A 23,337-nucleotide genomic window follows, 5' to 3' on the forward strand; every position below is an offset into this window, starting at 1 on the left:
CTCTCGCTTTATTCAACAATAATAAGTGGTTCATCAAACTCAACTGGTTGAGCATCTTTAACAAGAACAGCAGTTACGGTGCCTGAACGTGGTGACGGAATATGATTCATTGTTTTCATTGCTTCAATAATGAGCAATGTTTGACCTTCAGAAACATTTTGTCCTATTTCTACAAAAGGTTGTGCACCGGGTGCAGGTGCAAGATATGCAGTACCAACCATTGGAGATGTTATTGCGTTATTTGATTGCTCTTCTTTTGTCGGTGTTGGAGCCGTTAGGTTTGAAGAAGAGGTTACAGTAGGAGCCGGAATAGACGCATAAATTGTTTGTTCAGGAGCCGCTAAAGTGTTTTGGCGTGATACACAAATACGAAGCCCGCCTTGTTCAAGCTCAATATTAGTTAAATTTGTATCATTCAAAATTTTAGCAAGGTCGCGGATAAGTTCCATATTAATTTCGGTATGTTTAGTCGCATCCGTTTTTTTTATTGCCATTTTATTTATAACTCCTTGATCAATAAAGATCATCGCTATTTACATTTTTATGCTTAAATGTTTCTAGGCGGTTCATTACCTTTTTGTCTGGTGTTTTCATTACACTTTGCAGTTTTAGTTTATTCTGCTCGACAAAGTCACACTTATAAGCTTGTTAACAAAAAGAGAAAGTTAGAAAATATATTTTGATATCTCTCAATAGTTTTAGTGGGGTAAAAAAGGGTTTCATTGTATGCTCTCTATTGCTTCTTTTAAAATATCTTCACTTACAGCTCCAATGAATACTTTATCGCCAATAATATGAGAGGGAGTACCGTTAATATTTAATGTGGAAGCAATTTGAATATTTCTTTTAAAGGACTTTCGCAGGTTCGGGTTTTCTATTGCGTTATACAGATCTTTTTCATTTGCTCCTAATGAAACTGCTATTTTTATAGCCTTGGCCTTGTTTGCACGATTCTGGCTCGTTAAAAGTTCCTTATAAAATTGGAAATATTTCTCTGGAAATTGTTGTCGAAAAGCATAAGCAATTGTATGTGCTTCTATCGAATCAGGACCTAAAATGGGTAAATCTTTGATAATTATTCGCAGGTCTGGGTATTCTTTTATTAAGTTTACCATACTAGGGTAAAAACGTTTACAAAAATTACAATTGTAATCAAAAAATTCAACAAGTGTTACTTTACCATTTGGATTGCCAAAAACAGCATCGTGAGGAGATTGAAAAATTTCCTTTTCTAATGATTTAACAACAAAAGCTTGTTGTTCCTCTATCCCCCCAGCTTTTTTTGGAGGACAAGCTGCATTTCAATCATAATTTCTGGATTTTGGAGAAGGTAGTCTTTTACAATTTCTCGGATATAATCATCGTTTGTACGTGTTGTGAGTTTTTCACTAAGTTTGGATAAAAAAGTGGAATCTTCCAGAAGCTGTATTTTAAGGCTTTCTGTGATTGAATTATTTAATGTTGTCTCTTTTGCTTTTAAGCTTGATAGAGGTAAGCAGATTAAAATACTTAACGTAACTATCACTGAAAATTTTGCAATAAATGTTGTTGTTAAGTGTTGAAGCTGATGTGTCATCTATATATCTTTATATTTTAATAGAGTATCTATAAAACTATAGGGGAAGTATTATGTATACGCAACAAAACATTGAATCATGGCATAAACTTAGTGGGTAATAGAAATAACATCAATTGCTTTTTTTACTACTATGAAAAATTATTCTATGATGCACGATTTGCAGTAGCTATATTTTCTACTCAGGTTGTTTTTTGTATTGAAAAACCTGAAATAAACGCACAAAAATAAATATTCTTCTAATCTTAATGCCATAGGTCATTTTAATAAAAACTTTTTTTAAAGCTGCTATATTGTGTGTTATATAATGCCTTTCTATTATAGTTATCTCAAAGTATGGCAAAACAATGCAAATTTTACAAAATGTTTGAAGAACCATAAATATTTTCTCAATGCCTTAAATATTGACCACTAAAATGTTTATTAGACAGTTTATTTTTTGCTCTAATATATCTATTCTTTTGAAGCTATATTTTTTTAGTTTTTACAATAGCTTGACGGTGATATTTTCTTTTTTTATTTAATGCCATTTTAATTTATTCTGGTATCAATATTGTTTATATTAAATAAACAAACAGTAGACCCATATTGGAGTGAGAATAATTCATACCGATTTAATTATCTTTTATATTGAGCACAGTGAAGCAAAATGCATTTAATATGAAAGTGAAATTATGAAAGCCACAACGCATTATGATTTGTTTATTATTGGGGGTGGGATAAACGGATGTGGAGTGGCAAGAGATGCAGCAGGTCGTGGGTTTAGTGTTGGATTAGCTGAAATGAACGATCTTGCATCGGGTACGTCAAGTGCATCAACAAAGCTTATTCATGGTGGTCTTCGTTATCTTGAACATTATGAATTTGGACTTGTTCGTGAAGCATTGAAGGAACGAGAAATTATTTGGCGTATGGCTCCACATATTGTGCGTCCTTTACGTTTTATTCTTCCCTATCATAAAAGAATGCGTTCTGCTTGGATGTTACGTTTTGGGTTTTTCCTTTATGACTATCTTGGTGGTTGGAATCAAAAACTATGGCGTAGCAAAAAGGTTGATTTTTCAAAAGAATTTAGCACTCCACTTCAGAAAATTTATAATAAAGGTTTTGAGTATTCCGATGCAACAGTAGATGATACCCGTTTAGTTATTGCCAATGCACGCGATGCAAAAAAAAGAGGGGCTGATATAAAAGTACGCACAGAAGTTTTATCTTTAAAAATAGAAGAACAAAAATGGCTTATAACGCTTCATGATAAGTTAAATAATCAAGAATATTTTGTTTCTGCCTCCTATATTGCAAATATGGCAGGACCTTGGGTCAATCATATTTTAAGCAATGTTTTAGATTATAAAGAATATTCACCAGTGCGGCTTGTCAAAGGGTCTCATATCGTAGTCCCAAGCCTTTATACTCATGATCGTGCTTATATTTTTCAAAATAATGATGGCCGTATTATTTTTGCTATTCCGTATCAGGAAAAATTTACATTGATTGGAACAACAGATTGTGACTATCAAGGTGATTTTACTGATATTCGTATTAGCAATGCAGAGATTGACTATATTTGCGCAGCAGCAAATGAATATTTCGCTCAACCAATATTACGTGAAAACATTGTGTGGAGCTATTCTGGCGTTCGCCCGCTTTATGATAATGGTGCTACAAAAGCACAAGAAACTACACGTAATTATGTTTTAAAAGAAGTGGGCATAGGAAGTGCTCCACGAATTCTTAATCTTTATGGTGGCAAGATTACAACTTATCGTAAATTAGCTGAAGATGTAATGAAGTTTGTTGAAAAGGCGCTTGGTTCTAAGGGGGTGGCGTGGACAATAAATTCAGTGCTACCTGGTGGTGATTTTCCGTGTGATCAACTGGGTATGATTGAAAAAAAGATTGCTCTTTTGCTTCCAGATTTAGATGCATTTACATGGCGCAGGCTTGCTCGCTCCTATGGTACAGAAGCGCTCATAATATTTGCCAATGGTAAGGCAGATAGAGGAAAAGATTTTGGGCATGGACTTTATGAAGTAGAAGTCAAATGGTTAATGGAAAAGGAATGGGCTAAGACGTGTGAAGATGTATTATGGCGTCGTTCAAAACTTGGACTTTTATTGAATAAACAAGAAACTGATGTTCTTGCTACTTATATAAAGGATAAAAGAAAGATCGACTAAAATTATAGATCTTATTGATTAATTAGCACTACGGTATTTTTAGTATATTTGTACCGAGACAATTTCTAAGATATCACAATATTAGTCTTGTTATTACCTTATTTTAAAATGATCAAAATCCTTTAGATGTTAAAATAGTAAAATGTGTTGTGAAAAAATAGCAAAGATGAATTTGAGGTACGAGTGTTCCGTAGTTAAAATATGGAATAGTAAAGCAAATTTAGCTGTATCTAATGAAGGAGAACAATGCCTTTTGTATTTGCTATTTAATTTTAACAAAATTTAGGTAATTTAGAAAAGGCAATAAGTATAAAGCGCGTTTTTATATCCTCAACCGATAGTAGAAAGTGATAAAAACTATTGTGGGTAGGAAAAAAGACATTTCTCGTATACATGAATAAAATGCTATGAATGAAAATGTATAAGTAATGCTTTTATGACGTTGTATAATTCTCCATCATTAGTAAAATTTGCAGTAGCACCAATGCTAGATTGGACGGATCGGCATTGCCGTTTTTTTTATCGTCTTTTAACAAAAAAGGCGCTGCTTTATACTGAAATGGTTGTAGCAGATGCTGCAATCCATGGCATTCGTGAACGACTATTGGGTTTTAGTGATGAAGAACACCCAATTGCATTGCAATTAGGTGGATCGGATTCGCAAAAATTAGCAGAAGCGGCGCGAATTGCAGAAGACTTTGGATATGATGAAATAAACCTCAATGTTGGTTGTCCATCAAATCGTGTTCAAGCAGGCATGTTTGGTGCTTGTTTGATGCTTCATCCTGATATTGTGGCAAGAGCTGTAGAAGCAATGAAACAGGCTGTGACCATATCTGTGACTGTTAAATGTCGTATTGGTGTAGACAAACAAGATGAAGAATTAGCCTTAGATATTTTAGCTGACCAAGTGTGGAACGCCGGCTGTGATGCGCTCTGGGTGCATGCACGCAAAGCGTGGTTAAAAGGATTAAGCCCGAAAGAAAATCGTGGTATTCCAGAACTTAATTATGAAAGAGTTTATAGATTAAAACGTAAATATCCCCATAAATTTATTGGGATAAATGGTGGAATTCAATCAATTGATGAAGTCAAAGAACATTTAAAATTATGTGATGCCACCATGGTGGGACGACAAGTTTATCATAATCCAGCTTTACTCATGTCCATTGATTCTAAAATATATGGTCAACCACACAGCGATCTTAGTGATTGTGATCTCATTGATGCTATGTGTGATTATGCTGCTAAACATATAGCTTCAGGTGGACGTCTTTCTCATGTGACACGCCATATGATTAATTTATTTCATGGTCGAAATGGTGCACGTCGGTGGCGGCAAATATTATCAAATGACGCAACAAGAAGAGATGCAGATGTGTCTGTTTTAAAAGAAGCTTTTGCTGCTTTTGTTTAAGATAAATTTCGTTGAAATTCTAAATTATATTCTAATATTTTACATTAATTTATTCATATTATATGTTGTAATTTATATATAATTTTATGAATATATTAAACAATCAAAAGGGGAGGTACTAAATACGATCATCTATTGATAATGAAACCCTGTTAAAATTTGAAAAAGAAGATGTGAAGGACTTTTTATAAATGCATATGTAATAAATACTGAAACATTACGATTTTTGGAATGTTTTCGCGGTAAAGAATCCATAAATTCGGTAAGCTTACCTTTGTTAAAGCATGCTAGTTATATATAGATGTTATGAGTAGGGTACAGATAAGCATTTCTATAATAAAAATAAGTCGCATTATTAGCAATATTATCAGCATTTAGAAATAAATGATTTTAAAAAATTAAAGATAAATCATTACTTCAATTACAACGTAGTATATTTATACTGTAAAAAAACAACGAATTATTTATACTCTGTTTATAAGATAAAATTTTATTGATACGCTATAGAGTTAAAAAGATATTTTTATGAACAGCAGTCCATTTGATGATTTTCGTGCATTATTAACAAATTTACCAAGTTCTGATGAGTTTTCTATAATTTTGGCTAGAAAACGGCAAGCACAATTAGTAAAGCCACAAGGAGCTCTAGGAAAGTTGGGAGATATCGCGGTTTGGTATGCAGGGTGGAGAGGTGAGGAAAAGCCAATTATAACACAGCCTTTAGTGGCTATTTTTTCTGGTAATCACGGTGTTCTTGAGGAAAATGTTACACCGTTTCCGCAATCTATGACACAAGAGGTGGTAAAAAAGATTACTGCTGGTGGTGCGGCCATCAATCAAATCTGCATGGCTTATAATCTTAGACTAAAGGTATTTGACTTAGCTCTAGAATGTCCAACAATGAATATTACTAAAGATGCAGCAATGGGTGAGCGTAATACAGCTGCAACGATGGCATTTGGTATGGAATCAATTGCTGGAGGAACAGATCTTTTGTGTATAGGTGAAATGGGAATTGGTAACTCGACAGTAGCATCAGCCTTATGTCTGGCTTTATTTGGTGGGGAGGCTGAAGAATGGGCTGAATCTGGTAGGGGGGCTGTAGGAGAATTTTATGAACGCAAAGTGAGGGCAATAAAAACAGCTATTTCTTTGCATGAGGGTTATTTAAATGATCCTTTTGAAATTATGCGTCGCTTAGGAGGGCGTGAAATTGCAGCGATGGTGGGTGCTATCTTAGCAGCAAGAATGGAAAAAATTCCAGTTATCTTGGATGGTTTTGTAGCAACAGTAGCAGCAGCAGTATTATATAAAATAAATCCAAGGATACTTGATCATATTATTATTGGTCATATTTCTTCTGAACCAGCTCATCGTAAGCTTTTGGAAAAAATTGAAAAAGAACCGCTTTTAGATTTAAAGATGTGTTTTGGAGAAGGAACAGGTGCGGCTATGGCTGCGGGTGTGGTCAAGGCTGCTCTTTTAACCCATGCACAAATGACAGCTTGTGAACAAGAAGATTAGAAAAAATAATAATGTGATCAATAAATATCGAGAAGAGTTTTAAGAGTTCTACTCATTTTTTTGCTGTTTTATATAATCAAGGGGTATATTGCCATCAGTTAATTCTATTATGAAAGAAGATGGGAAGCTGCAGAACGTTAATTTAACAATTAACATTTTTTATAAAAGCCATTATGCTTTCAATATTGGAACTACAAAACGCAATAAGTAGTAGGTATTTCAAACTTTATTTGATAAAATTTAATCATTTCGTGAAATTTTTTATAATTTTTGAAAATATTAGAGGTGTTCACGGTGTTACTTGAGTCAAATAGGAAGAACTGTGATGTACGCAGCTGTTTTAAAAAGAAAAAGTAACAACACAACATTAAATAGTACTATTTTTTAGAGTTTTTAAATTTTGTGCCAGAAAAGAGGATCAAAATCATTTTTTTAAGGCAAATCGATGACAGAAAATGATGATATTTTCTTGTGAAAGATAAATTTAAGATCAAGATAATTTATCCTTTTTTCTGCAATACTAAATTATAAAAATTTACGCACCAAATGACGAAGATATACGATCAATTCATCATTAAACCATGGATGTTGTTGTAGCCAAAAAGTGTTTCGCCATGATGGATGGGGTAAGGGCATAACATTGTATCCTCGGGGTTGACGGATAGAAAGAATGTTTTTCCAATCATTAACGGTTTCTGAAACGGTTTTATGTTTAAGTTCTGCAATGTGCCATTTTTGTGCATAATTTCCAATAGCAAGAACAAGCTTTATTTGTGGCATAGCTTGAAATACTTTTTCATGCCATATTTCTTGACATTCGCGTCTTGGTGGTAAATCAGATTTATTTTGATCATAACCAGGAAAACAAAATCCCATGGGAACAATAGCAAATAACGATCTATCATAAAATTCGTTGCTTGTTACACCTAGCCAATCGCGTAATCTATCTCCAGAACGATCATTGAAAGGAATAGAGGTTTCATGAACACGTAATCCCGGGGCTTGACCTGCAATTGCAATAGAAGCTGTTTTGGATAAATAAACAACAGGTTTTGGTTCATGGGGAAGAGGAGGAAAATAATGTGGACGTTCAACACAAACACGACAAGAACGAATTTGTTCTCCCAATTTAACAATTTGATCACATTTTTGCTGCGTCATGATAGATAAAAACTAATGACAGCATTACGAAAAAGCAATAATTTTATCTTTTTATATAAGGGTGAACTTTTCGCCACTCTTGCGGTTGTTGAAAATACGATTGCCATATACCTTTTTTTTGCGCTTTGGCTTTTTGCTCTTCCTTCTGGTAGGTATAACCATAGTAACTTATAGCCCAGCCATCACGCACCATTTTTGCATTAATATTTTTGACTTTTTCTGTCCTACATGTTCCAAGAACACGCTGATATTTATCTTTTTTATCCCAATAACAGGTAACAAATTGGTTTGCTATAAGCTTTTGTAAATGCTCTTTGGCTTTAATGCCGCATGGGTAACGCTCTGCCTCGATACCACAAAATTGACGCAGTTCAGGAGCATCAATTCCTACAAGTCGGATCATAACATCGCCAATTCTGATTGAATCACCATCAATAACAATCGCATTCCCCGTAATGGATTCTGTTGAAGCAGAAACTACTTCTTGAGGTCGCGACCAAGCGCACCTCACATTAATCGTTACATTAATGAAAACGTTGACGGCTATAAAAGCCCCTAAAACTGTAACTTTCCGATAAAAGTCACTTAAATCAAAATAAAAAGCATTATTTTTCATGAAAGAGTTAATATCATAATGTGTTCCATTAAGTCAAGATACAATTTATATTGTGGAATTATCTTATTTTTTTAATGTAGATTACATCATTATGATAATAAACATCTAGGGAGCAATACCCATTAGTATTAATATTATACGGCTAAAAGCCCTTTTGAATACTCAAATATTCAAATTTATAATGTTGTTCGTTAACTAACTGAGTTTATTTTCTTATAATTTTACGTATACAGTAAAAAAAATCCATTTGTCTGAGCTATTTTAACTGCCTTAGTTGAACAACCTTTGTTTGCTACCTTCAATATAAAAAGCCCTTTACCATAATAAAGCAGCAAAATATCCGACAATTAATGGAATTTTTGGCAAGATAAATCGCCATTATTTAGAGCAAAATACAAACCAATTATTTAACCAATTTTGCTTTAAATAGTAGCTATAAGATAAAGCTTTTAAAAAACGCTCAACACTTATTAGTGTTTTTTAAGTGTGTTTATATAATTAGCAGAAATAAACAGCGCTACAATTTAAATAGATGAAATCAATTACTTGATTTTTGTTTCTTTAAACTCAACGTGTTTTCTAGCAATTGGGTCATATTTACGTTTGCTCATTTTGTCTGTCATTGTGCGGCTATTTTTCTTTGTTACATAGAAAAAACCAGTATCTGCAGTTGACAAAAGCTTAATTTTAATAGTTGCTGCTTTAGCCATAATAAGGATCCTATTAAACTGAAAATGATACTATTTTGCTCTCAAAACTCATTTTTGATGCAATTATATTTCATTGCCAACACTACGGATGTTATAAAAAAAGTCAAGACTTGATTAGCTTTCTTATCAGGTAAGTGTAAGTACTAGATTAATATATCAGCCAAGGAAGCAAATCATCACAGAGGAAAAATAAAAAAGTTTTTAAATATTTGTTGCTTGACCAATAACAATTACTTCAATGAGTATGCTAATTCTAGATCGAAAATGATCCATGGTAACTGTTGTGATTTCACTATAATTAATGATGTTTTTAAAAATCTGTTTAGTCATTAGCAGTAAAGCAAATTGTGTTTTCTGCTTTTAATGTTAACACTTAATCTAAGCAGGGTAGGGTTTTAAAAAATTAATCTTATTTTTTTATATGCTTCTTGAACAATGATAAGTGTGATCGTTTGTATAGTCTAATTATAAATAATGAACTGCAACTTTTTCAAATACGGACAGAATCAATTGAAGTGAGAATAAATATTCTTATAGCGTAGTGATAATTTAAATTCTTTCTTAGAAAAAGGTAATATCTAAGGACAAAGATATAGCTTTATTTTTTCAATATCGTCTTTGTTTATAGGAATTACGTTCCCGTTTTTTTGCTGTAAATTTGTTTTTACGATAGGGAATGGATGAAAAAGTAAACGAATGAGGTTGCGTTAATATTTCAAAACATAAAGCACCAGCAAGAGGCTGTACTTCTATAAGCTTTACCTCTACCTCGTCGCCAAGTTGATAGCCTTTGCAACTCCATTTTCCTATAAGGGTATGTTGTGTTTCATCAAAATGATAGTAATCGCGTTTAAGTGTGGAAATGGGCACAAAGCCGTCTGCATTTAGTTTATCAAGTGAAATAAAAAGACCTGCTTTTGTAACTCCAGAAATGCGACCTTTAAATGAATGGCCTATTTTATTAGCCAAATAATGTGCAACAAGCCGATCAACAGTTTCTCTTTCAGCCATCATTGCACGGCGTTCATATGCAGAGATTTGTATGGCAATTGCTGTTAAATTTTGTTCTTGTGAATCTGTTAGTTTGTCGTCACCTAATTGCAGGGCTTTAATAAGCGCTCGATGAACAATTAAATCAGCATAACGACGGATTGGTGATGTAAAATGTGTATAGTTATGCAGATTTAAGCCAAAGTGACCTATATTTTCAGGATTATATTCAGCTTGAGATTGTGAGCGTAAAATAACCTGATTAACCAATTCCTGTTGTTGTGTATTAATGACTTGCGTAAGAATATTATTGAATCGTTCTGATGTAAGTTCTGCTTTTCGAGAAAATGATATCCCTAAACTCTGAAGAAAGTTCTGTAGTATTTCTTGTTTTGCGAGAGATGGTTTGTCATGAACGCGATAAATAAAGGGCTGATGATGTTCTTTTAATGTTTCCGCGGCTGCAACATTAGCTTGTATCATAAATTCTTCAATTAAACGATGTGCTTCTAGATGAGGTGGAACCACGACATCTTTAATGCGCCCATTTTGATCAAGAATGATCTTTTTTTCTGGTACCTCTAATTCAAGTGGTTTTCGACGATTGCGTGCAATTTTGAGTTTGGTATAAGCTCTCCACAATGGTTGCAAGATATTCTCAAGAAGAGGGGCTGTTTTTTCATTTGTATTTCCTTCAATTGCACATTGTACTTCTTGATAGGATAGTTTAGCTACCGTACGCATAATAATACGGTGGAAACTATGTTTGCGTTTGTTGCCATTTGCATCAAAAATCATACGAACAGCTAAAGCAGGCCTGTCTTTTCCTTCAAGAAGAGAGCATAAATTATTAGAGATGTATTCAGGAAGCATTGGTACAACGCAATCAGGAAAATAAACAGAATTGCCTCGTTTCAATGCTTCTTGGTCTAAAGCACTTCCTGTTTTCACATAATAAGAGACATCTGCGATTGCTACAGTGACAATCCAACCATCGTTATTTGCAGGATCTTCATCTTTTACGGCATAAACGGCATCGTCATGGTCTTTTGCATCTGGTGGATCAATTGTAATAAACGGTAACTGTCGCCAATCTTCACGATTTGTTGTGCTGACAATAGGTTTTGCATCTTTAGCTTGCTTCAAGACCTCTTCAGGAAAAACATAAGGAATTCCTTTTGAAATAAGCGCAATCATTGAAAGTGCTTTTTCACTATCGATAGATCCCAAAACATTTTTTACTTTTGCGTTTTTTGATCTGTAAGCTGTATTTTTTCTAATTTCAGCTTCAACGAGATCACCCGATTTTATATCAACATCTAAGGGTGTTTCAATAATTAGGTCATTAGTTTTACGGTCTATAGAACAAAGCTGCCATTGGTTATTTTCTAATTTTTTTACTATGCCAAGCATAGTCCTTTCTTGCTTATTAATTTTGCGTATAATACGCCCTGTATAGGAAAAACTTTGAGGGGTCTTATTTCGAAAAATTTTTACAAGACAGTGATCTCCAAGACTAATACTGACTCCTTTTATATAGCGAGGAGGTATTTCAATATTTGGCGTTAAATCACCCTTCCATTCAAGAGGGTGTGCAATAAAACCGCCATTATTATCTGATGCACTTATTTTAACTAAAGTAACAGGCGGCAGTCTTTCTTGAGTCGTTATTTTCTTATGTTTTTTTGATATAGAGCTAGGATCCTTCAACTGATCGAGCATATCTTTCAACCAACGGCGAGAATCGCCTTTTAAATTAAAAGCCTTAGCGATTTCGCGTTTATTTAATAGGTTAGGATTATCAGTAATAAAGGACAAAATTTCTGCTTTATTAGGTAGTCGTTCAGTATAAGAAGACTGAAGATATTTTGTTTTTTTCTGACCTTTAACCAAAATTTATGCCTCTTTTATTTTAGAAGGGATTCTTTCGATGTTGTCTTTTTCTTGTGTAACTATTTTTTCCTATTCACTCTTTGCCCTTTTTTAGGGGTGGATGCTTTGGCTAAGAGAAGGTCTAATGCTTCTGAAAGTGTTACATCAGCGGGGTCTTTATCTTTTGGTAATGTGGCATTAATTTTTCCCCAATTTACATACAAACCATAACGTCCATCGCGCACAGTGACAGTTCCACCTTCTGGGTGCTCACCTAATGTGATCAGTGCTTCAGGTGTTATCCGGCCCCGTTTTGTTTTATTTTCTTGTTTTTCAGCTAACACTGTAACAGCACGGTTGATACCAATTTCAAAAACTTCATTGATATCAGAAAGATTTGCAGATTTTCCGTCATGAGAAAGATAGGGGCCATATCGCCCAATTGTGGCTGTGATTATTTTTCCTGTTTCAGGGTGAACTCCAATTTCACGGGGAAGAGATAGCAAAGATAGGGCTTGATTAAGATCAATATTTTTTCTTGCCCACTCTTTTGGTAGCCCTACACGTTTTGCTCCTTTATCTTGACCAAGTTGAATATATGAACCAAAGCGACCAGTGCAAAGAAAGATATCTTTTCCCGTTTCATGATCAACGCCAAGTACAAGAGGCTCGTCACTGCGGACAGCTTCACTTTCTTCTTCTGTATCTATACCAAGTTGGCGTGTATATTTGCATTCAGGATAATTGGAACAGCCAACAAATGCACCATAACGCCCTAATTTTAGCGATAACTGGCCATTTGTACAAAGAGGACAAGATCGGGGATCACTTCCATCTTCACGCGTAGGAAAAGCAAGAGGTGCTAATATTACGTTTAAGGCATCAAGGACATGCGTTATACGCAATTTCTGGATATCGGTAACGGATGCATTAAATTCATTCCAAAAGTCATGTAAAACATCTTTCCAAGCTAGTTTTCCATCCGATATAAGATCGAGTTTTTCTTCAAGATTTGCTGTAAAGTCGTACTCTACATAACGGTTAAAGAAACTTTCAAGAAAAGCTGTGACAATACGTCCTTTAGCATCAGGAACAAGCTTTCGTTTATCAGTTACAGTATAGCCACGTTCAGAAAGTATCGCTAATATAGAGGCATAAGTTGAAGGGCGACCAATACCCAATTCTTCAAGTTTTTTGATTAATGAAGCTTCAGAATAACGGGGAGGGGGCTCTGTAGTGTGTTGAGTTACCTCAACTTTTTCTTTTGTTAGTGCTTCATTAGCGTTGATGTGGGGTAGGCGCGCTGATTCATCATCTTCACTATTTTCTTCATCTCGTTGATCGGTATAGGCAGAAATAAAACCATCAAAGCGAATAACAGACCCTGTTGCACGCAAATTTGCATTATTTTTTCCTTGAATCGCTTGAATTTCGACTGTTGTACGTTCAATTTCAGCAGAACACATTTGGCTTGCAATAGCGCGTTTCCATATCAATTCATATAATTTTGCTTGATCACTATCAAGAAAATTGCGTATTTGATTGGGGTTGCGTTGAAAATCTGTTGGGCGAATAGCTTCATGCGCTTCTTGTGCATTTTTTGCTTTTGTTGAATAAAAACGTGGTTTTTCAGGAACATAGTTATTACCAAAGGATTCTTTAATCACTTTTCGTGCTGAATCAATGGCTTCTGTTGCCATTTGTACACCATCTGTACGCATATAAGTGATAAGACCTGATGTTTCACCATTAATTTCAACACCTTCATAAAGTTTTTGTGCAATTCGCATAGTACGAGAAGGAGAGAAACCTAATTTTGAAGAGGCAGCTTGCTGTAACGTGGATGTTGTAAATGGTGGGGAAGGATTTCTTTTTATAGGTTTTGCTTCAACATTTAAAGTACGATATTCTGCCTCCTCCAGCATGGAGCGGATTTTTTCTGCTTGTTCTAAGGATTTAATATCAAGCTTTCCAAGTTTTTCTTGGTTAAATGCTACCAGTCGCGCGTAAAAATTATCATCTCGAATCGTTTTTAAGGATGTTGTAATCGACCAGTAATCTTCTTTAATGAAATGTTCTATTTCTGATTCGCGATCGCAAATAATACGTAAAGCAACCGATTGAACACGACCAGCTGAACGGGAACCTGGTAGTTTACGCCATAAAACAGGTGAAAGTGTAAAACCAACCAGATAATCAAGAGCGCGGCGCGCAAGGTAAGCATCAACGAGCGATATATCAATATCACGCGGATTATTCATAGCATCAAGTACAGATTTTTTAGTGATTGCGTTGAAAACAACCCGTTTAACAGGTTTATCCTTTAAAACTTTTTTTTGATTAAGAACATCAAGAATGTGCCATGAAATGGCTTCCCCTTCACGGTCGGGGTCTGTTGCCAAAATAAGACTATCAGCTTCTTTAACTGCTTTTGCTATTTCATTTAAACGTTTTGCAGAAGCAGTATCGACATCCCATTTCATGGCAAAATCTTGATCAGGTAGAACCGAGCCATCTTTTGCAGACAAATCACGCACATGCCCAAATGATGCTACTACTTTATATTGAGGTCCAAGATATTTATTAATTGTCTTTGCTTTAGCTGGAGATTCGACGATAACGATATCCATGATTTTATCCGAATGTTAAAATAAAAAATTCTCTCTATAAACTCCTTTCAAATGAATAGCTAATGGCAATTAGTCAAGAACACATAAAAAAACTATATTATACAACTTTTGATTGTTATTATTTAAAATACACTTTATAAGAGACTGCATAACTTATTTTCCGTGGCTCATATAAAAAAGTATGCGGTAAAATATTAAGATAACATCTATTGAGAGATGGGGAGAATGCTCAAGGATAAAAAAAATATGCTTATAAATCGTTTAAAAATTATCCATTATATCACGGATATGTCAAAACAAATGAGTCAAATGGCGCGTCAAGCTCATAGTCCACTTTTAGCATTACTCTTGGATATGGTAGCCAAAGAGGGGCAAAGTATTATTAATAACTCTGAGGGGCTTGGGGAGGATTCAACGCCGACAATGACACACAACCGTCAGAGTGTCGAATAAGCTTCCCAGCAAGTTCAAGTTCAACTAATAAGAGGTAAAGGTTTTGTAAGGGAATATTTGAATGACTACTTAATGTATCTAGATCAATTGGAGTTGTTGAAAGAGCTGAAAGGACAGCTAGGCGTTCTGAATCATTTCTAGTAGAAGCAGATTTATCAGTTTCTGTATTAGGTAAACTAAAACCTTCCTGTTGAAATTGAATTGGATATTCTTTTTCAAAAAGATTGAGCTGAGAACTTACAGTATTTGAGACTAATGGTGTAAGTGTTTCTATAATATCAGAAGGGTGTGTAACCAATAAAGCACCTTCTTTAATAAGATTATTTGTACCAACTGATCTTGGATCAAGTGGAGAACCGGGAATGGCAAAAATTAATCGTCCTATTTCAACAGCTTGACGGGCTGTAATTAAGGATCCTGACCGCATAGCTGCTTCTGTTACTAAGAGGCCAAGCGATAAACCTGCAATAATACGATTTCTTCTTGGAAAATCGATAGCACGTGGTTTCCAACCAACAGGCATTTCACTAATAATTGCTCCACCATTCGTGATAATATCATCATAAAGTTTTTTATTTTCAGGAGGATAGATATGATCAATTCCGCCAGCCATAACTGCAACGGTACCTGTTTTTAAACTTGTTTGGTGAGCAATACTATCAATTCCACGTGCAAGTCCAGAAATGGTTATAAAACCAGCGTTACCAAGAAAATGAGAAAATTGAGCAGTTAGCTTCTTACCTGCTGCCGAAGCGTTTCGAGAGCCAATAATCCCAACGGAGGATTTATGAAAAACTGAAACATTGCCTTTGATAGTAATGAGTGGTGGGGAGGCTTCTGTTACCTTAAGATATGCTGGATAATCTGGTTCTCCTACGCCGACAAAACGAATACCCAATTTTTCAGCTTTTTGCATCTCTTTTTCAGCATCTTCTAACGTTGCTATTCGAATAGGTGCACAACGACCACCTTTTCTACTAAGCTCAGGAAGTACAGCCAAAGCATTTTCTGCTGTTTTATAATGATCAATTAAATTACGAAAAGTAACAGGCCCAACATTCTCACTACGTAATAACCGCAACCAGTTTAAACGTTGATGATCAGTAAGTGGAATCCCTTTATTTATTTCTGTTTTTAGTGCCAATCTTACTTTCTTTCCCAACTAATAATCTACTGATATTCGTGTGATGTTTTATAATTACAAGTATGCTCATTATTACTATTATGCAATGAGCATAGAAGTAAGGAGAAAAAAAATAAATAAAAATTGGAACAATAATAACAGCAATAAGCCCGGATAATGAAGAATAATGCGTAAATAGAAAAATTCCTATCCAGATGATGACAAAAACAACTGCTGATGGCCAGTAAAACCCTAAGCATACACCTAGATAAGTAGCAACACCTTTGCCACCTTTAAATTTAAGCCATATGGGGAAAATGTGTCCTAAGAAAGCAAAAAAGCCAGCTAGAATAACAATAATACTGTGTTCTACTGGAATACTGCTTCCTGCTGGATAGATTAGAAGTTTTGCAATTAGGATAACAATAGTTCCTTTTAGCATATCGCAAAGAAAAGTAAGAGCTGCAATTGTCTTATTTCCTGTACGTAAAACATTTGTCGTTCCAATATTTCCAGAGCCAATTGTCCTTATATCGCCAAGTTTAGCAAAGCGTGTGAAAAGCAGTCCAAATGGGATAGAACCGATGAGATAAGATATCAGAAAAATAAATCCTATATGAACTTGAAAGAGCACTTCTATTTCATTCATCAAAAATCTCATTTAATTTGTTGATCAAGCTTAAACACTGACTGGCCTTTAACAAGTGTTTGGATAACACGTCCTTGAAAGTGTGTGTTCTCAAATGGTGTGTTTTTTGAACGTGAATGAAGCATATCTGAAGATAGTATCCATGGTTCATCAAGATCAACTAAAATGAGATCTGCATTAGCACCTTTTATGAGTGTTCCAGCATTAAGACCAAAGAGTTTTGCAGGTGCTGTTGATAAGAGTTCAGTCAACCTCAAAAGAGATATCATTTCATTGTGATAGAGGAGTAAAGCCACACTTAAGAGAGTTTCCATGCCAATAGCACCTGCTTGAGCGTCTTGGAATGGTAAGCGTTTTGTATCAACATCTTGAGGGTCATGAGAAGAAACAATAATATCAACTGTTCCATCTTTTATTGCTTCAATCATTGCTATACGATCTTCTTCTGCACGCAGTGGAGGCATTAAACGGAAAAAGGTACGATATTCACCGACATCATTTTCATTAAGGGATAAATGATTAATGGATACGCCGGCTGAAATTTTTGTATTGTTCTGTTTTGCTAAACGAATAGCATCGGCAGACATAGCTGTTGATATTTGTGCAGCGTGATAGCGTGCTTGTGTTAATGCAGCCAGTCGTAAATCTCTTTCCAATGGAATGATTTCCGCTTCACGCGGAATTCCACAAAGGCCAAGCCAACTTGCCAATAAACCTTCGTTCATAACACCTTGACCTGTAAGATCTTTGTCTTGTGTTTCATGAATCAAAGTGACATCAAAATCACGCGCATAAGTCATTGCGCGTCGCATAACAGATGAATTTTGAAGAGTTTTTTTCCCTTCACTAAAAGCGATAGCACCTGCATTTTTTAATAAACCGAATTCGGCAATTTCTTGTCCACCTAAACCTTGGGTGATAGCAGCAACAGGATAAATATTGACCAATGACGTTTCATGTGCTGTGCGCGTAATAAATTCAACAAGCGCCACATTATCAATAACTGGTTGTGTATCTGGCATCATGAGGAAGGAAGTAATACCTCCTGCTGCCGCAGATTGGCTAGCTGAAGCGATTGTTTCACGGTGCTCAGCTCCTGGCTCACCAACAAAAACTCGTGCATCAACAAGTCCAGGTAGAATCGCTTTATTTTGCGCATCAATAATTTCTGCACCTTCGGGTGTTCCTTGATTTAAAGCTTCTTTGCCAGCTGCTATAATCAGTCCATTTTCAATAATAACTGTACCAATTTCGTCAATTGCACGCGAAGGATCAACAATACGAGCGTTTTGAAAAACCATTGGTTTTGTCATTTCTTTTCTCCACTCCAATTATGACGCGAATCGAGTAAGGCTTCCATTACAGCCATGCGCACAGCGATTCCCATTTTTACTTGTGTGTGGATCACGCTTTGTACTCCATCTGCTATGTCAGAAGCAATTTCTACACCACGGTTTATTGGGCCAGGATGCATGACGATGCAATCACTTTTTGCATAAGCTAAATTCTCTTTATGTAAACCGAAATGATGAAAATATTCACGAACGGAAGGAATAAAGGCACCTACCATACGTTCGCGTTGTAAGCGTAACATCATGATAACATCAGCACCTTTAAGACCTTCTTTCATTGTGTTAAAAACTTCAACGCTCATGTCTGCTATTCCAGTTGGCAGAAGTGTTGAAGGAGCAATAACACGAACACGTGCTCCTAAAGCATTAAGGCTAATAATATTGGAACGTGCGACACGTGAATGCAAGATATCTCCACAAATTGCAACAGTTAATCCTTCAATACGTCCTTTTATTCTTCGAATAGTCAGGGCATCTAATAAAGCTTGTGTTGGGTGCTCATGTGCACCATCGCCTGCATTAATGACACAACAATCAACTTTTTGTGCTAAAAGAGCAGCTGCTCCGGCGCAGTTATGGCGAATGATGAGTATGTCCGGATTCATTGCATTGAGAGTTATTGCTGTATCAATCAATGTTTCTCCTTTTTTGACGGATGAATTACTGATAGCCATATTCATCACGTTGGCTCCTAACCGCTTACCAGCTAGTTCGAATGAGGATTGTGTTCGCGTGGAGGCTTCAAAGAAAAGATTAATTTGAGTACGTCCGTGCAGTGTGGTTTTTTGTTGTCAATTGTCTTGGAAAAAGTAATATTTGCATCTGCACGGTCAAGCAGTGTGGTAAGGTCTTGTACATTTAAACCTTTAATACCTAAAAGATGACGGTAGGGGAAAATCGGAAAAAGAGTATTTTGAGTCATAACATTCTTTTCTAGAGATTTCTAAAGAATTTAAACAAGTATTTGTTTGAATGTAATAAATGTAAAAAGATAAATAGTCTATGATATCAATGATTCGAATAAGGAATATACTATGAGTGCTCTGTTTATGCAGAATGGCCACCGAAAAAATGCGTTTCTTAGTGATACACTTATGTTTCGTATTGCATCTAATTTGCCTGCATCTTTATTAGCAAGTTTTGAAGAAATAGGGGCATTTGTAGCTAGCCATGAAGCACGAGATCTCTCCCGTTTAGCAAATCACCATCGCCCCATATTACGCTATAATACCGAATGGAGCCAATTAACAGAACAGTTAGAAATTCACCCTGCCTATGATACTCTTCAAAGATATTCTAGACAAGTGGGGTTAAGTACTTCACTGTGGGAAAATATAGCTTCGGAAAGTGGAATACGTTATCAGGCACGTGCTATTCGTTTAGCTTTATCTGCCGGTCTGGAAACCGGTCATTTGAATGAGGTTATTATAACAAGTGCAGCTATTGCAGTATTAATTGGTGACATTAAGTTATTTAAAAGATGGCGAAACGTTCTTTTGTCACGTCAATATGATTCATCCCTCAAGCCTATTGATGATAAAAAAGGTGCTTCTCTTACTTGCGCTTTTGATAATGTTGCAAAAAGTGAAAAATATCCTTCTAGTTTTCCAATTGCTCAGAAAGTTTCTTTTGATGAAAAGATGGGGCGTGATCTGTATCATTTAAATAGTGTGAAAACCAATGTTATTAATCCGGTCGCTGATGGATATCTTGTCAGTGCGGAAATAGATGGTCATTTAAGCTGCTTTTTAGTTCCACGTGTGCAAGAAAATGGTGCAATAAATAATATCTCAATTCATTATTTATTGCAGCGTTCTGGAGAATATTCAGTGCCAGAGGGGGTTGTCCATTTCCAAGGCAGTTATGGTTGGCTTTTGGGAAATATTGGGGAGGGGGCTAAAATAATTAAAGATATCGAGACTATGACACGCTTTGATCAGTCTGTGATATCAACAGGTGTTTTGCGCGCAGCACTTCAATTTGGCATAGACTTTTTTCGACAAAAAATGCCAAATCAGCCTTTACCACCACTAACAGAGCGTATTTTTGCTGATATTGCACTTGATATTGCTGCTTCACAAGCATTGGTTTTACGTTTAGCACGGGCATTTGATAATGCTACAAATAGTCGCGCTGAAGCAGCTTTTGCACGTATTATGACGCCTATTATTGCTTGTCATGTAAATCAATTAGTTGTTCCTATTGTTAGTGAAATTATTGCACAGCTTGGTTTAGAAAGTTTTGTGGAAGGCAATCCATTATCGCAAATGTTACATGATGGATCTGCACGGATAGTTAGAAATAATGATTCTAATCAATTGGTGAGGGACGCGATTCTTATAGCTAATAAAGCACCTGGATTATTTCAGCAACTGTTAGAAAAAATTGCAACTAATATTGGGTCAGCAGGTCCGCGAGCAGTTGAAATTATCAAATCTGCTATCCATATGGCTTCAACAAATGAAGGAGCAGGTCGTTTTTTTGTTGAGCAAGTGGCATATGCTGCTGCAACTGCATCATTACGTTATAAGGAAATGGAATATATTGTAAATGCTTACATGGAAAGCCGCCTTGGAGGACAATGGAGACTATCCTATGGTATGATGATTGCACGATATAATCCCGGACAATTATTGGAGATTCTTTATCCTTCTGTGTGATTTAGGTTCTGAATTCTATCAAGAACGCCTTGTAATATAAAAGCAGCAGCTGCAGAATCAATACGGGCTGCTCTTTTAGCGCGCGATACATCCATTTCTAAAAGGGAGCGTTGTGCAGCAATTGTTGACAATCGTTCATCCCAAAAAACAAATGGAATTTTTGTATATGCTCCCATATTGCTAACAAAAGTTCGGGTTGCTTGAACACGAGGGCCGTTACTTCCATCCATGTTAACAGGCAAGCCAATAACGGCAACCCCTACATTTTCATTATTAAAGATTTGAACAAGTGTAAGGGCATCTAATGTAAATTTTTTTCGCTGAATGACGGGACGTGGATTTGAAAAGGTTAAACTGATATCAGAAATAGCAATTCCGATAGTTTTTGTGCCCAAATCCAAACCTGCTATCGTTTGTTTGGGTAAAAGATGTGTAGTAATTTCATGTATGTTAATGACAGCCATGTGTTTATACTTAGAGTTTCTTAATATTTTAGGTTAATATTTATAGTGAAGTTTTGATACAGATATCAATATTCTTGCGCTTATAGAAGTGAGCTTGTATAGCCAAAACATGAAGAGAGTAATGTCGCAATCAAATTTGAGCAGAAAGGCATAATATGTCTGTTGATAATAAAACAGTCAAAAGAGTGGCACATTTAGCGCGTATTGCTATTCATGATGATGAAACAGAACGCATGACAAAGGAATTTAATGCCATTTTAGAGTTTGTAGAACAACTTAATGAAGTTGATATCAATGGAGTTGAACCATTAACATCGGTAATGCCTATGGCTTTGCGAATGCGTGAAGATAATATTACAGATGGTAATAAAGCTGCAGAAATTGTAGCAAATGCACCTATAACAGAAGAAAATTTCTTTCTTGTTTCAAAGGTCGTCGAGTAATTTTTAATATTTAAAATTCGAGAATCAATATGACTGATTTAACAACCCTAACGATTGCACAAGCTCGTGATGCTTTAACAAAGAGAGATCTAAAAGCAACTGAATTAACAGAAGCTTATTTAAAAGCAATTGAGTTAGCTAATCCAACTTTAAATGTCTATGTGGCGTTAACAGCAGAACAAGCAACAAAAATGGCTGCTGAATCAGATAAGCGTTTTGCGAAAGGGCAAGCTGGTATTTTAGAGGGGATTCCACTAGGAATTAAGGATCTTTTTGCAACACAAGATGTCCATACTCAAGCTTGTTCATATATTCTCGATGGTTTTAAACCTAAATACGAATCAACAGTAACGGCTAATTTGTGGAAAGATGGGGCGGTTATGTTAGGCAAACTTAATATGGATGAGTTTGCGATGGGATCGTCTAATGAAACATCACATTATGGGCCAGCTATTAATCCATGGCGGAAAAAAGGATCAGATGAAAAACTTGTCCCAGGTGGTTCTTCAGGTGGCTCTGCATCTGCTGTTGCAGCACGACTTTGTGCAGGAGCAACAGCAACTGACACTGGTGGGTCAATACGCCAGCCAGCAGCATTTACTGGTACTGTGGGAATAAAGCCGACTTATGGGCGGTGTTCACGGTGGGGGACCATAGCGTATGCTTCATCGCTTGATCAAGCTGGGCCTATCGGACGAGATGTGCGTGATTGCGCGATTATGCTTAAATCAATGGCTTCCTTTGATGATAAAGATTCAACTTCGGTTAATGTACCTGTGCCTGATTATGAAAATTATATAGGTCAATCAATTAAGGGAATGAAAATTGGTATTCCAAAAGAATACTATATTGAAGGAATGTCTGCTGAAATTGTTGATCTTTGGCAAAAAGGGATGGATTGGCTAAAGGAAGCAGGGGCTCAGATTATTGATATTTCATTACCTCATACAAAATATGCTTTGCCCGCTTATTATGTTGTAGCTCCTGCAGAAGCGTCTTCTAATTTAGCACGCTATGATGGTGTCCGTTTTGGGCTTCGTATGCCAGGGAAAGATGTCATTGAAATGTATGAGAATACGCGCTCATCTGGCTTTGGTGATGAGGTTAAACGGCGTATTTTAATTGGTACCTATGTTCTTTCTGCAGGTTATTATGATGCTTATTATCTTAGAGCTCAAAAGGTGCGAACATTAATTAAACGTGATTTTGATCAATGTTTTACTGCTGGTGTTGACGCTATTTTAACGCCTACAACACCGGTATCAGCTTTTGGTATTGCTGATGAAAAAATAAAGAATGACACAATAGCAATGTATTTAAACGATATCTGTACTGTGTCAGTTAATATGGCGGGATTACCAGGTATTTCTGTTCCTGCAGGTTTATCATTAAATGGTTTACCACTAGGATTGCAATTGATTGGTAAGCCTTTTGCTGAGGAAACAATTTTTCAGATAGCTTACATTATAGAGCAGGCAGCGGGAACGTTAAATGCTGAAAAATGGTGGCCATAAAAA

17 protein-coding genes and 2 pseudogenes are annotated in these 23,337 nt (G+C 35.8%); 7 read left to right on the top strand and 12 right to left on the bottom strand.

Annotated elements, in window-relative coordinates; translation table 11 throughout:
- Positions 1–8 precede the first annotated feature (8 nt).
- Both accB and BscR1v2_RS03260 read right to left on the bottom strand, forming a co-directional pair.
- On the bottom strand, positions 9–494 hold the full coding sequence (accB, locus tag BscR1v2_RS03255) for an acetyl-CoA carboxylase biotin carboxyl carrier protein (RefSeq protein WP_078689728.1): 486 nt from the start codon (positions 492–494) through the stop codon (positions 9–11).
- A 225-nt stretch (positions 495–719) separates the two neighbouring features.
- Positions 720–1,576 (bottom strand): annotated as a pseudogene (locus BscR1v2_RS03260) (DsbA family protein).
- Between the two features lie 674 nt (positions 1,577–2,250).
- Between BscR1v2_RS03260 and glpD the strand changes: the two are divergent.
- From glpD to cobT, 3 genes are all read left to right on the top strand, one after another.
- Positions 2,251–3,756 (top strand): glycerol-3-phosphate dehydrogenase, encoded by a 1,506-nt coding sequence (glpD, locus tag BscR1v2_RS03270; RefSeq protein ID WP_078689730.1) that lies wholly within the window; start codon positions 2,251–2,253, stop codon positions 3,754–3,756.
- Positions 3,757–4,192: 436 nt separating this feature from the next.
- Complete coding sequence (dusA, locus tag BscR1v2_RS03275; RefSeq protein ID WP_078689731.1) at positions 4,193–5,173, top strand: tRNA dihydrouridine(20/20a) synthase DusA; 981 nt, start codon at positions 4,193–4,195, stop codon at positions 5,171–5,173.
- Between the two features lie 525 nt (positions 5,174–5,698).
- Complete coding sequence (cobT, locus tag BscR1v2_RS03280) at positions 5,699–6,697, top strand: nicotinate-nucleotide--dimethylbenzimidazole phosphoribosyltransferase (protein ID WP_078689732.1); 999 nt, start codon at positions 5,699–5,701, stop codon at positions 6,695–6,697.
- Between the two features lie 525 nt (positions 6,698–7,222).
- On the opposite strand, the gene BscR1v2_RS03285 is transcribed toward cobT, so the two are convergent.
- From BscR1v2_RS03285 to topA, 5 genes are all read right to left on the bottom strand, one after another.
- The gene (locus BscR1v2_RS03285) at positions 7,223–7,858 is read right to left on the bottom strand and encodes a uracil-DNA glycosylase family protein (protein WP_078689733.1); all 636 of its coding nucleotides are present in this window, start codon (positions 7,856–7,858) and stop codon (positions 7,223–7,225) included.
- A gap of 43 nt (positions 7,859–7,901) precedes the next feature.
- The gene (locus BscR1v2_RS03290) at positions 7,902–8,474 is read right to left on the bottom strand and encodes a thermonuclease family protein (protein WP_078689734.1); all 573 of its coding nucleotides are present in this window, start codon (positions 8,472–8,474) and stop codon (positions 7,902–7,904) included.
- A 542-nt stretch (positions 8,475–9,016) separates the two neighbouring features.
- A complete protein-coding gene (gene rpmG / locus BscR1v2_RS03295; protein ID WP_007477349.1) occupies positions 9,017–9,184 on the bottom strand; it encodes a 50S ribosomal protein L33 in 168 nt (55 codons plus the stop codon).
- A 606-nt stretch (positions 9,185–9,790) separates the two neighbouring features.
- On the bottom strand, positions 9,791–12,067 hold the full coding sequence (gene rnr / locus BscR1v2_RS03300; protein WP_078689735.1) for a ribonuclease R: 2,277 nt from the start codon (positions 12,065–12,067) through the stop codon (positions 9,791–9,793).
- Positions 12,068–12,126: 59 nt separating this feature from the next.
- A complete protein-coding gene (gene topA, locus BscR1v2_RS03305; RefSeq protein ID WP_078689736.1) occupies positions 12,127–14,676 on the bottom strand; it encodes a type I DNA topoisomerase in 2,550 nt (849 codons plus the stop codon).
- Positions 14,677–14,922: 246 nt separating this feature from the next.
- Here topA and BscR1v2_RS08495 point away from each other — a divergent pair, with 246 nt between their 5' ends.
- Positions 14,923–15,129 carry a hypothetical protein gene (locus BscR1v2_RS08495; protein WP_007477340.1) on the top strand — a complete coding sequence of 69 codons (207 nt, stop codon included), beginning with the start codon at positions 14,923–14,925 and terminating at the stop codon, positions 15,127–15,129.
- Here the strand turns inward: BscR1v2_RS08495 and dprA are convergent.
- From dprA to BscR1v2_RS03330, 4 genes and pseudogenes are all read right to left on the bottom strand, one after another.
- On the bottom strand, positions 15,059–16,291 hold the full coding sequence (gene dprA / locus BscR1v2_RS03315) for a DNA-processing protein DprA (RefSeq protein ID WP_194284952.1): 1,233 nt from the start codon (positions 16,289–16,291) through the stop codon (positions 15,059–15,061). The two genes, BscR1v2_RS08495 and dprA, sit on opposite strands and share 71 nt — an antisense overlap.
- A complete protein-coding gene (plsY, locus tag BscR1v2_RS03320) occupies positions 16,248–16,901 on the bottom strand; it encodes a glycerol-3-phosphate 1-O-acyltransferase PlsY (RefSeq protein WP_078689737.1) in 654 nt (217 codons plus the stop codon). Before plsY ends, dprA begins: the two co-directional genes overlap by 44 nt.
- Positions 16,902–16,909: 8 nt before the next feature.
- Positions 16,910–18,214: a dihydroorotase gene (locus BscR1v2_RS03325; protein ID WP_078689738.1), complete on the bottom strand. Its 1,305-nt coding sequence runs from the start codon at positions 18,212–18,214 to the stop codon at positions 16,910–16,912.
- Positions 18,211–19,175, bottom strand: a pseudogene (locus tag BscR1v2_RS03330) (aspartate carbamoyltransferase catalytic subunit). Before BscR1v2_RS03330 ends, BscR1v2_RS03325 begins: the two are co-directional and overlap by 4 nt.
- 112 nt (positions 19,176–19,287) lie before the next feature.
- Between BscR1v2_RS03330 and BscR1v2_RS03335 the strand changes: the two are divergent.
- A complete protein-coding gene (locus BscR1v2_RS03335; RefSeq protein WP_078689739.1) occupies positions 19,288–20,913 on the top strand; it encodes an acyl-CoA dehydrogenase family protein in 1,626 nt (541 codons plus the stop codon).
- Here the strand turns inward: BscR1v2_RS03335 and ruvX are convergent.
- Complete coding sequence (ruvX, locus tag BscR1v2_RS03340) at positions 20,898–21,377, bottom strand: Holliday junction resolvase RuvX (RefSeq protein ID WP_010703727.1); 480 nt, start codon at positions 21,375–21,377, stop codon at positions 20,898–20,900. The two genes, BscR1v2_RS03335 and ruvX, sit on opposite strands and share 16 nt — an antisense overlap.
- Positions 21,378–21,532: 155 nt before the next feature.
- Between ruvX and gatC the strand changes: the two genes are divergently transcribed.
- Both gatC and gatA read left to right on the top strand, forming a co-directional pair.
- Complete coding sequence (gatC, locus tag BscR1v2_RS03345) at positions 21,533–21,820, top strand: Asp-tRNA(Asn)/Glu-tRNA(Gln) amidotransferase subunit GatC (RefSeq protein ID WP_078663314.1); 288 nt, start codon at positions 21,533–21,535, stop codon at positions 21,818–21,820.
- 29 nt (positions 21,821–21,849) lie between these two features.
- Positions 21,850–23,334 (top strand): Asp-tRNA(Asn)/Glu-tRNA(Gln) amidotransferase subunit GatA, encoded by a 1,485-nt coding sequence (gene gatA, locus BscR1v2_RS03350; protein WP_078689740.1) that lies wholly within the window; start codon positions 21,850–21,852, stop codon positions 23,332–23,334.
- Positions 23,335–23,337 lie beyond the last annotated feature (3 nt).

This window comes from Bartonella schoenbuchensis R1, from assembly GCF_002022685.1.
In the GTDB taxonomy this organism is placed as follows: Bacteria; Pseudomonadota; Alphaproteobacteria; order Rhizobiales; family Rhizobiaceae; genus Bartonella; species Bartonella schoenbuchensis.

Bases quoted from the DNA above. Each gene is read 5' to 3' on its own strand.
- topA (WP_078689736.1), bottom strand. From the start codon at position 14,676: ATGGATATCGTTATCGTCGAATCTCCAGCTAAAGCAAAGACAATTAAT.
- plsY (WP_078689737.1), bottom strand. From the start codon at position 16,901: ATGAATGAAATAGAAGTGCTCTTTCAAGTTCATATAGGATTTATTTTT.
- BscR1v2_RS03285 (WP_078689733.1), bottom strand. From the start codon at position 7,858: ATGACGCAGCAAAAATGTGATCAAATTGTTAAATTGGGAGAACAAATT.
- accB (WP_078689728.1), bottom strand. From the start codon at position 494: ATGGCAATAAAAAAAACGGATGCGACTAAACATACCGAAATTAATATG.
- dusA (WP_078689731.1), top strand. From the start codon at position 4,193: ATGACGTTGTATAATTCTCCATCATTAGTAAAATTTGCAGTAGCACCA.
- rpmG (WP_007477349.1), bottom strand. From the start codon at position 9,184: ATGGCTAAAGCAGCAACTATTAAAATTAAGCTTTTGTCAACTGCAGAT.
- BscR1v2_RS08495 (WP_007477340.1), top strand. From the start codon at position 14,923: ATGCTTATAAATCGTTTAAAAATTATCCATTATATCACGGATATGTCA.
- gatC (WP_078663314.1), top strand. From the start codon at position 21,533: ATGTCTGTTGATAATAAAACAGTCAAAAGAGTGGCACATTTAGCGCGT.
- BscR1v2_RS03335 (WP_078689739.1), top strand. From the start codon at position 19,288: ATGAGTGCTCTGTTTATGCAGAATGGCCACCGAAAAAATGCGTTTCTT.
- BscR1v2_RS03290 (WP_078689734.1), bottom strand. From the start codon at position 8,474: ATGAAAAATAATGCTTTTTATTTTGATTTAAGTGACTTTTATCGGAAA.
- gatA (WP_078689740.1), top strand. From the start codon at position 21,850: ATGACTGATTTAACAACCCTAACGATTGCACAAGCTCGTGATGCTTTA.
- ruvX (WP_010703727.1), bottom strand. From the start codon at position 21,377: ATGGCTGTCATTAACATACATGAAATTACTACACATCTTTTACCCAAA.
- BscR1v2_RS03325 (WP_078689738.1), bottom strand. From the start codon at position 18,214: ATGACAAAACCAATGGTTTTTCAAAACGCTCGTATTGTTGATCCTTCG.
- cobT (WP_078689732.1), top strand. From the start codon at position 5,699: ATGAACAGCAGTCCATTTGATGATTTTCGTGCATTATTAACAAATTTA.
- glpD (WP_078689730.1), top strand. From the start codon at position 2,251: ATGAAAGCCACAACGCATTATGATTTGTTTATTATTGGGGGTGGGATA.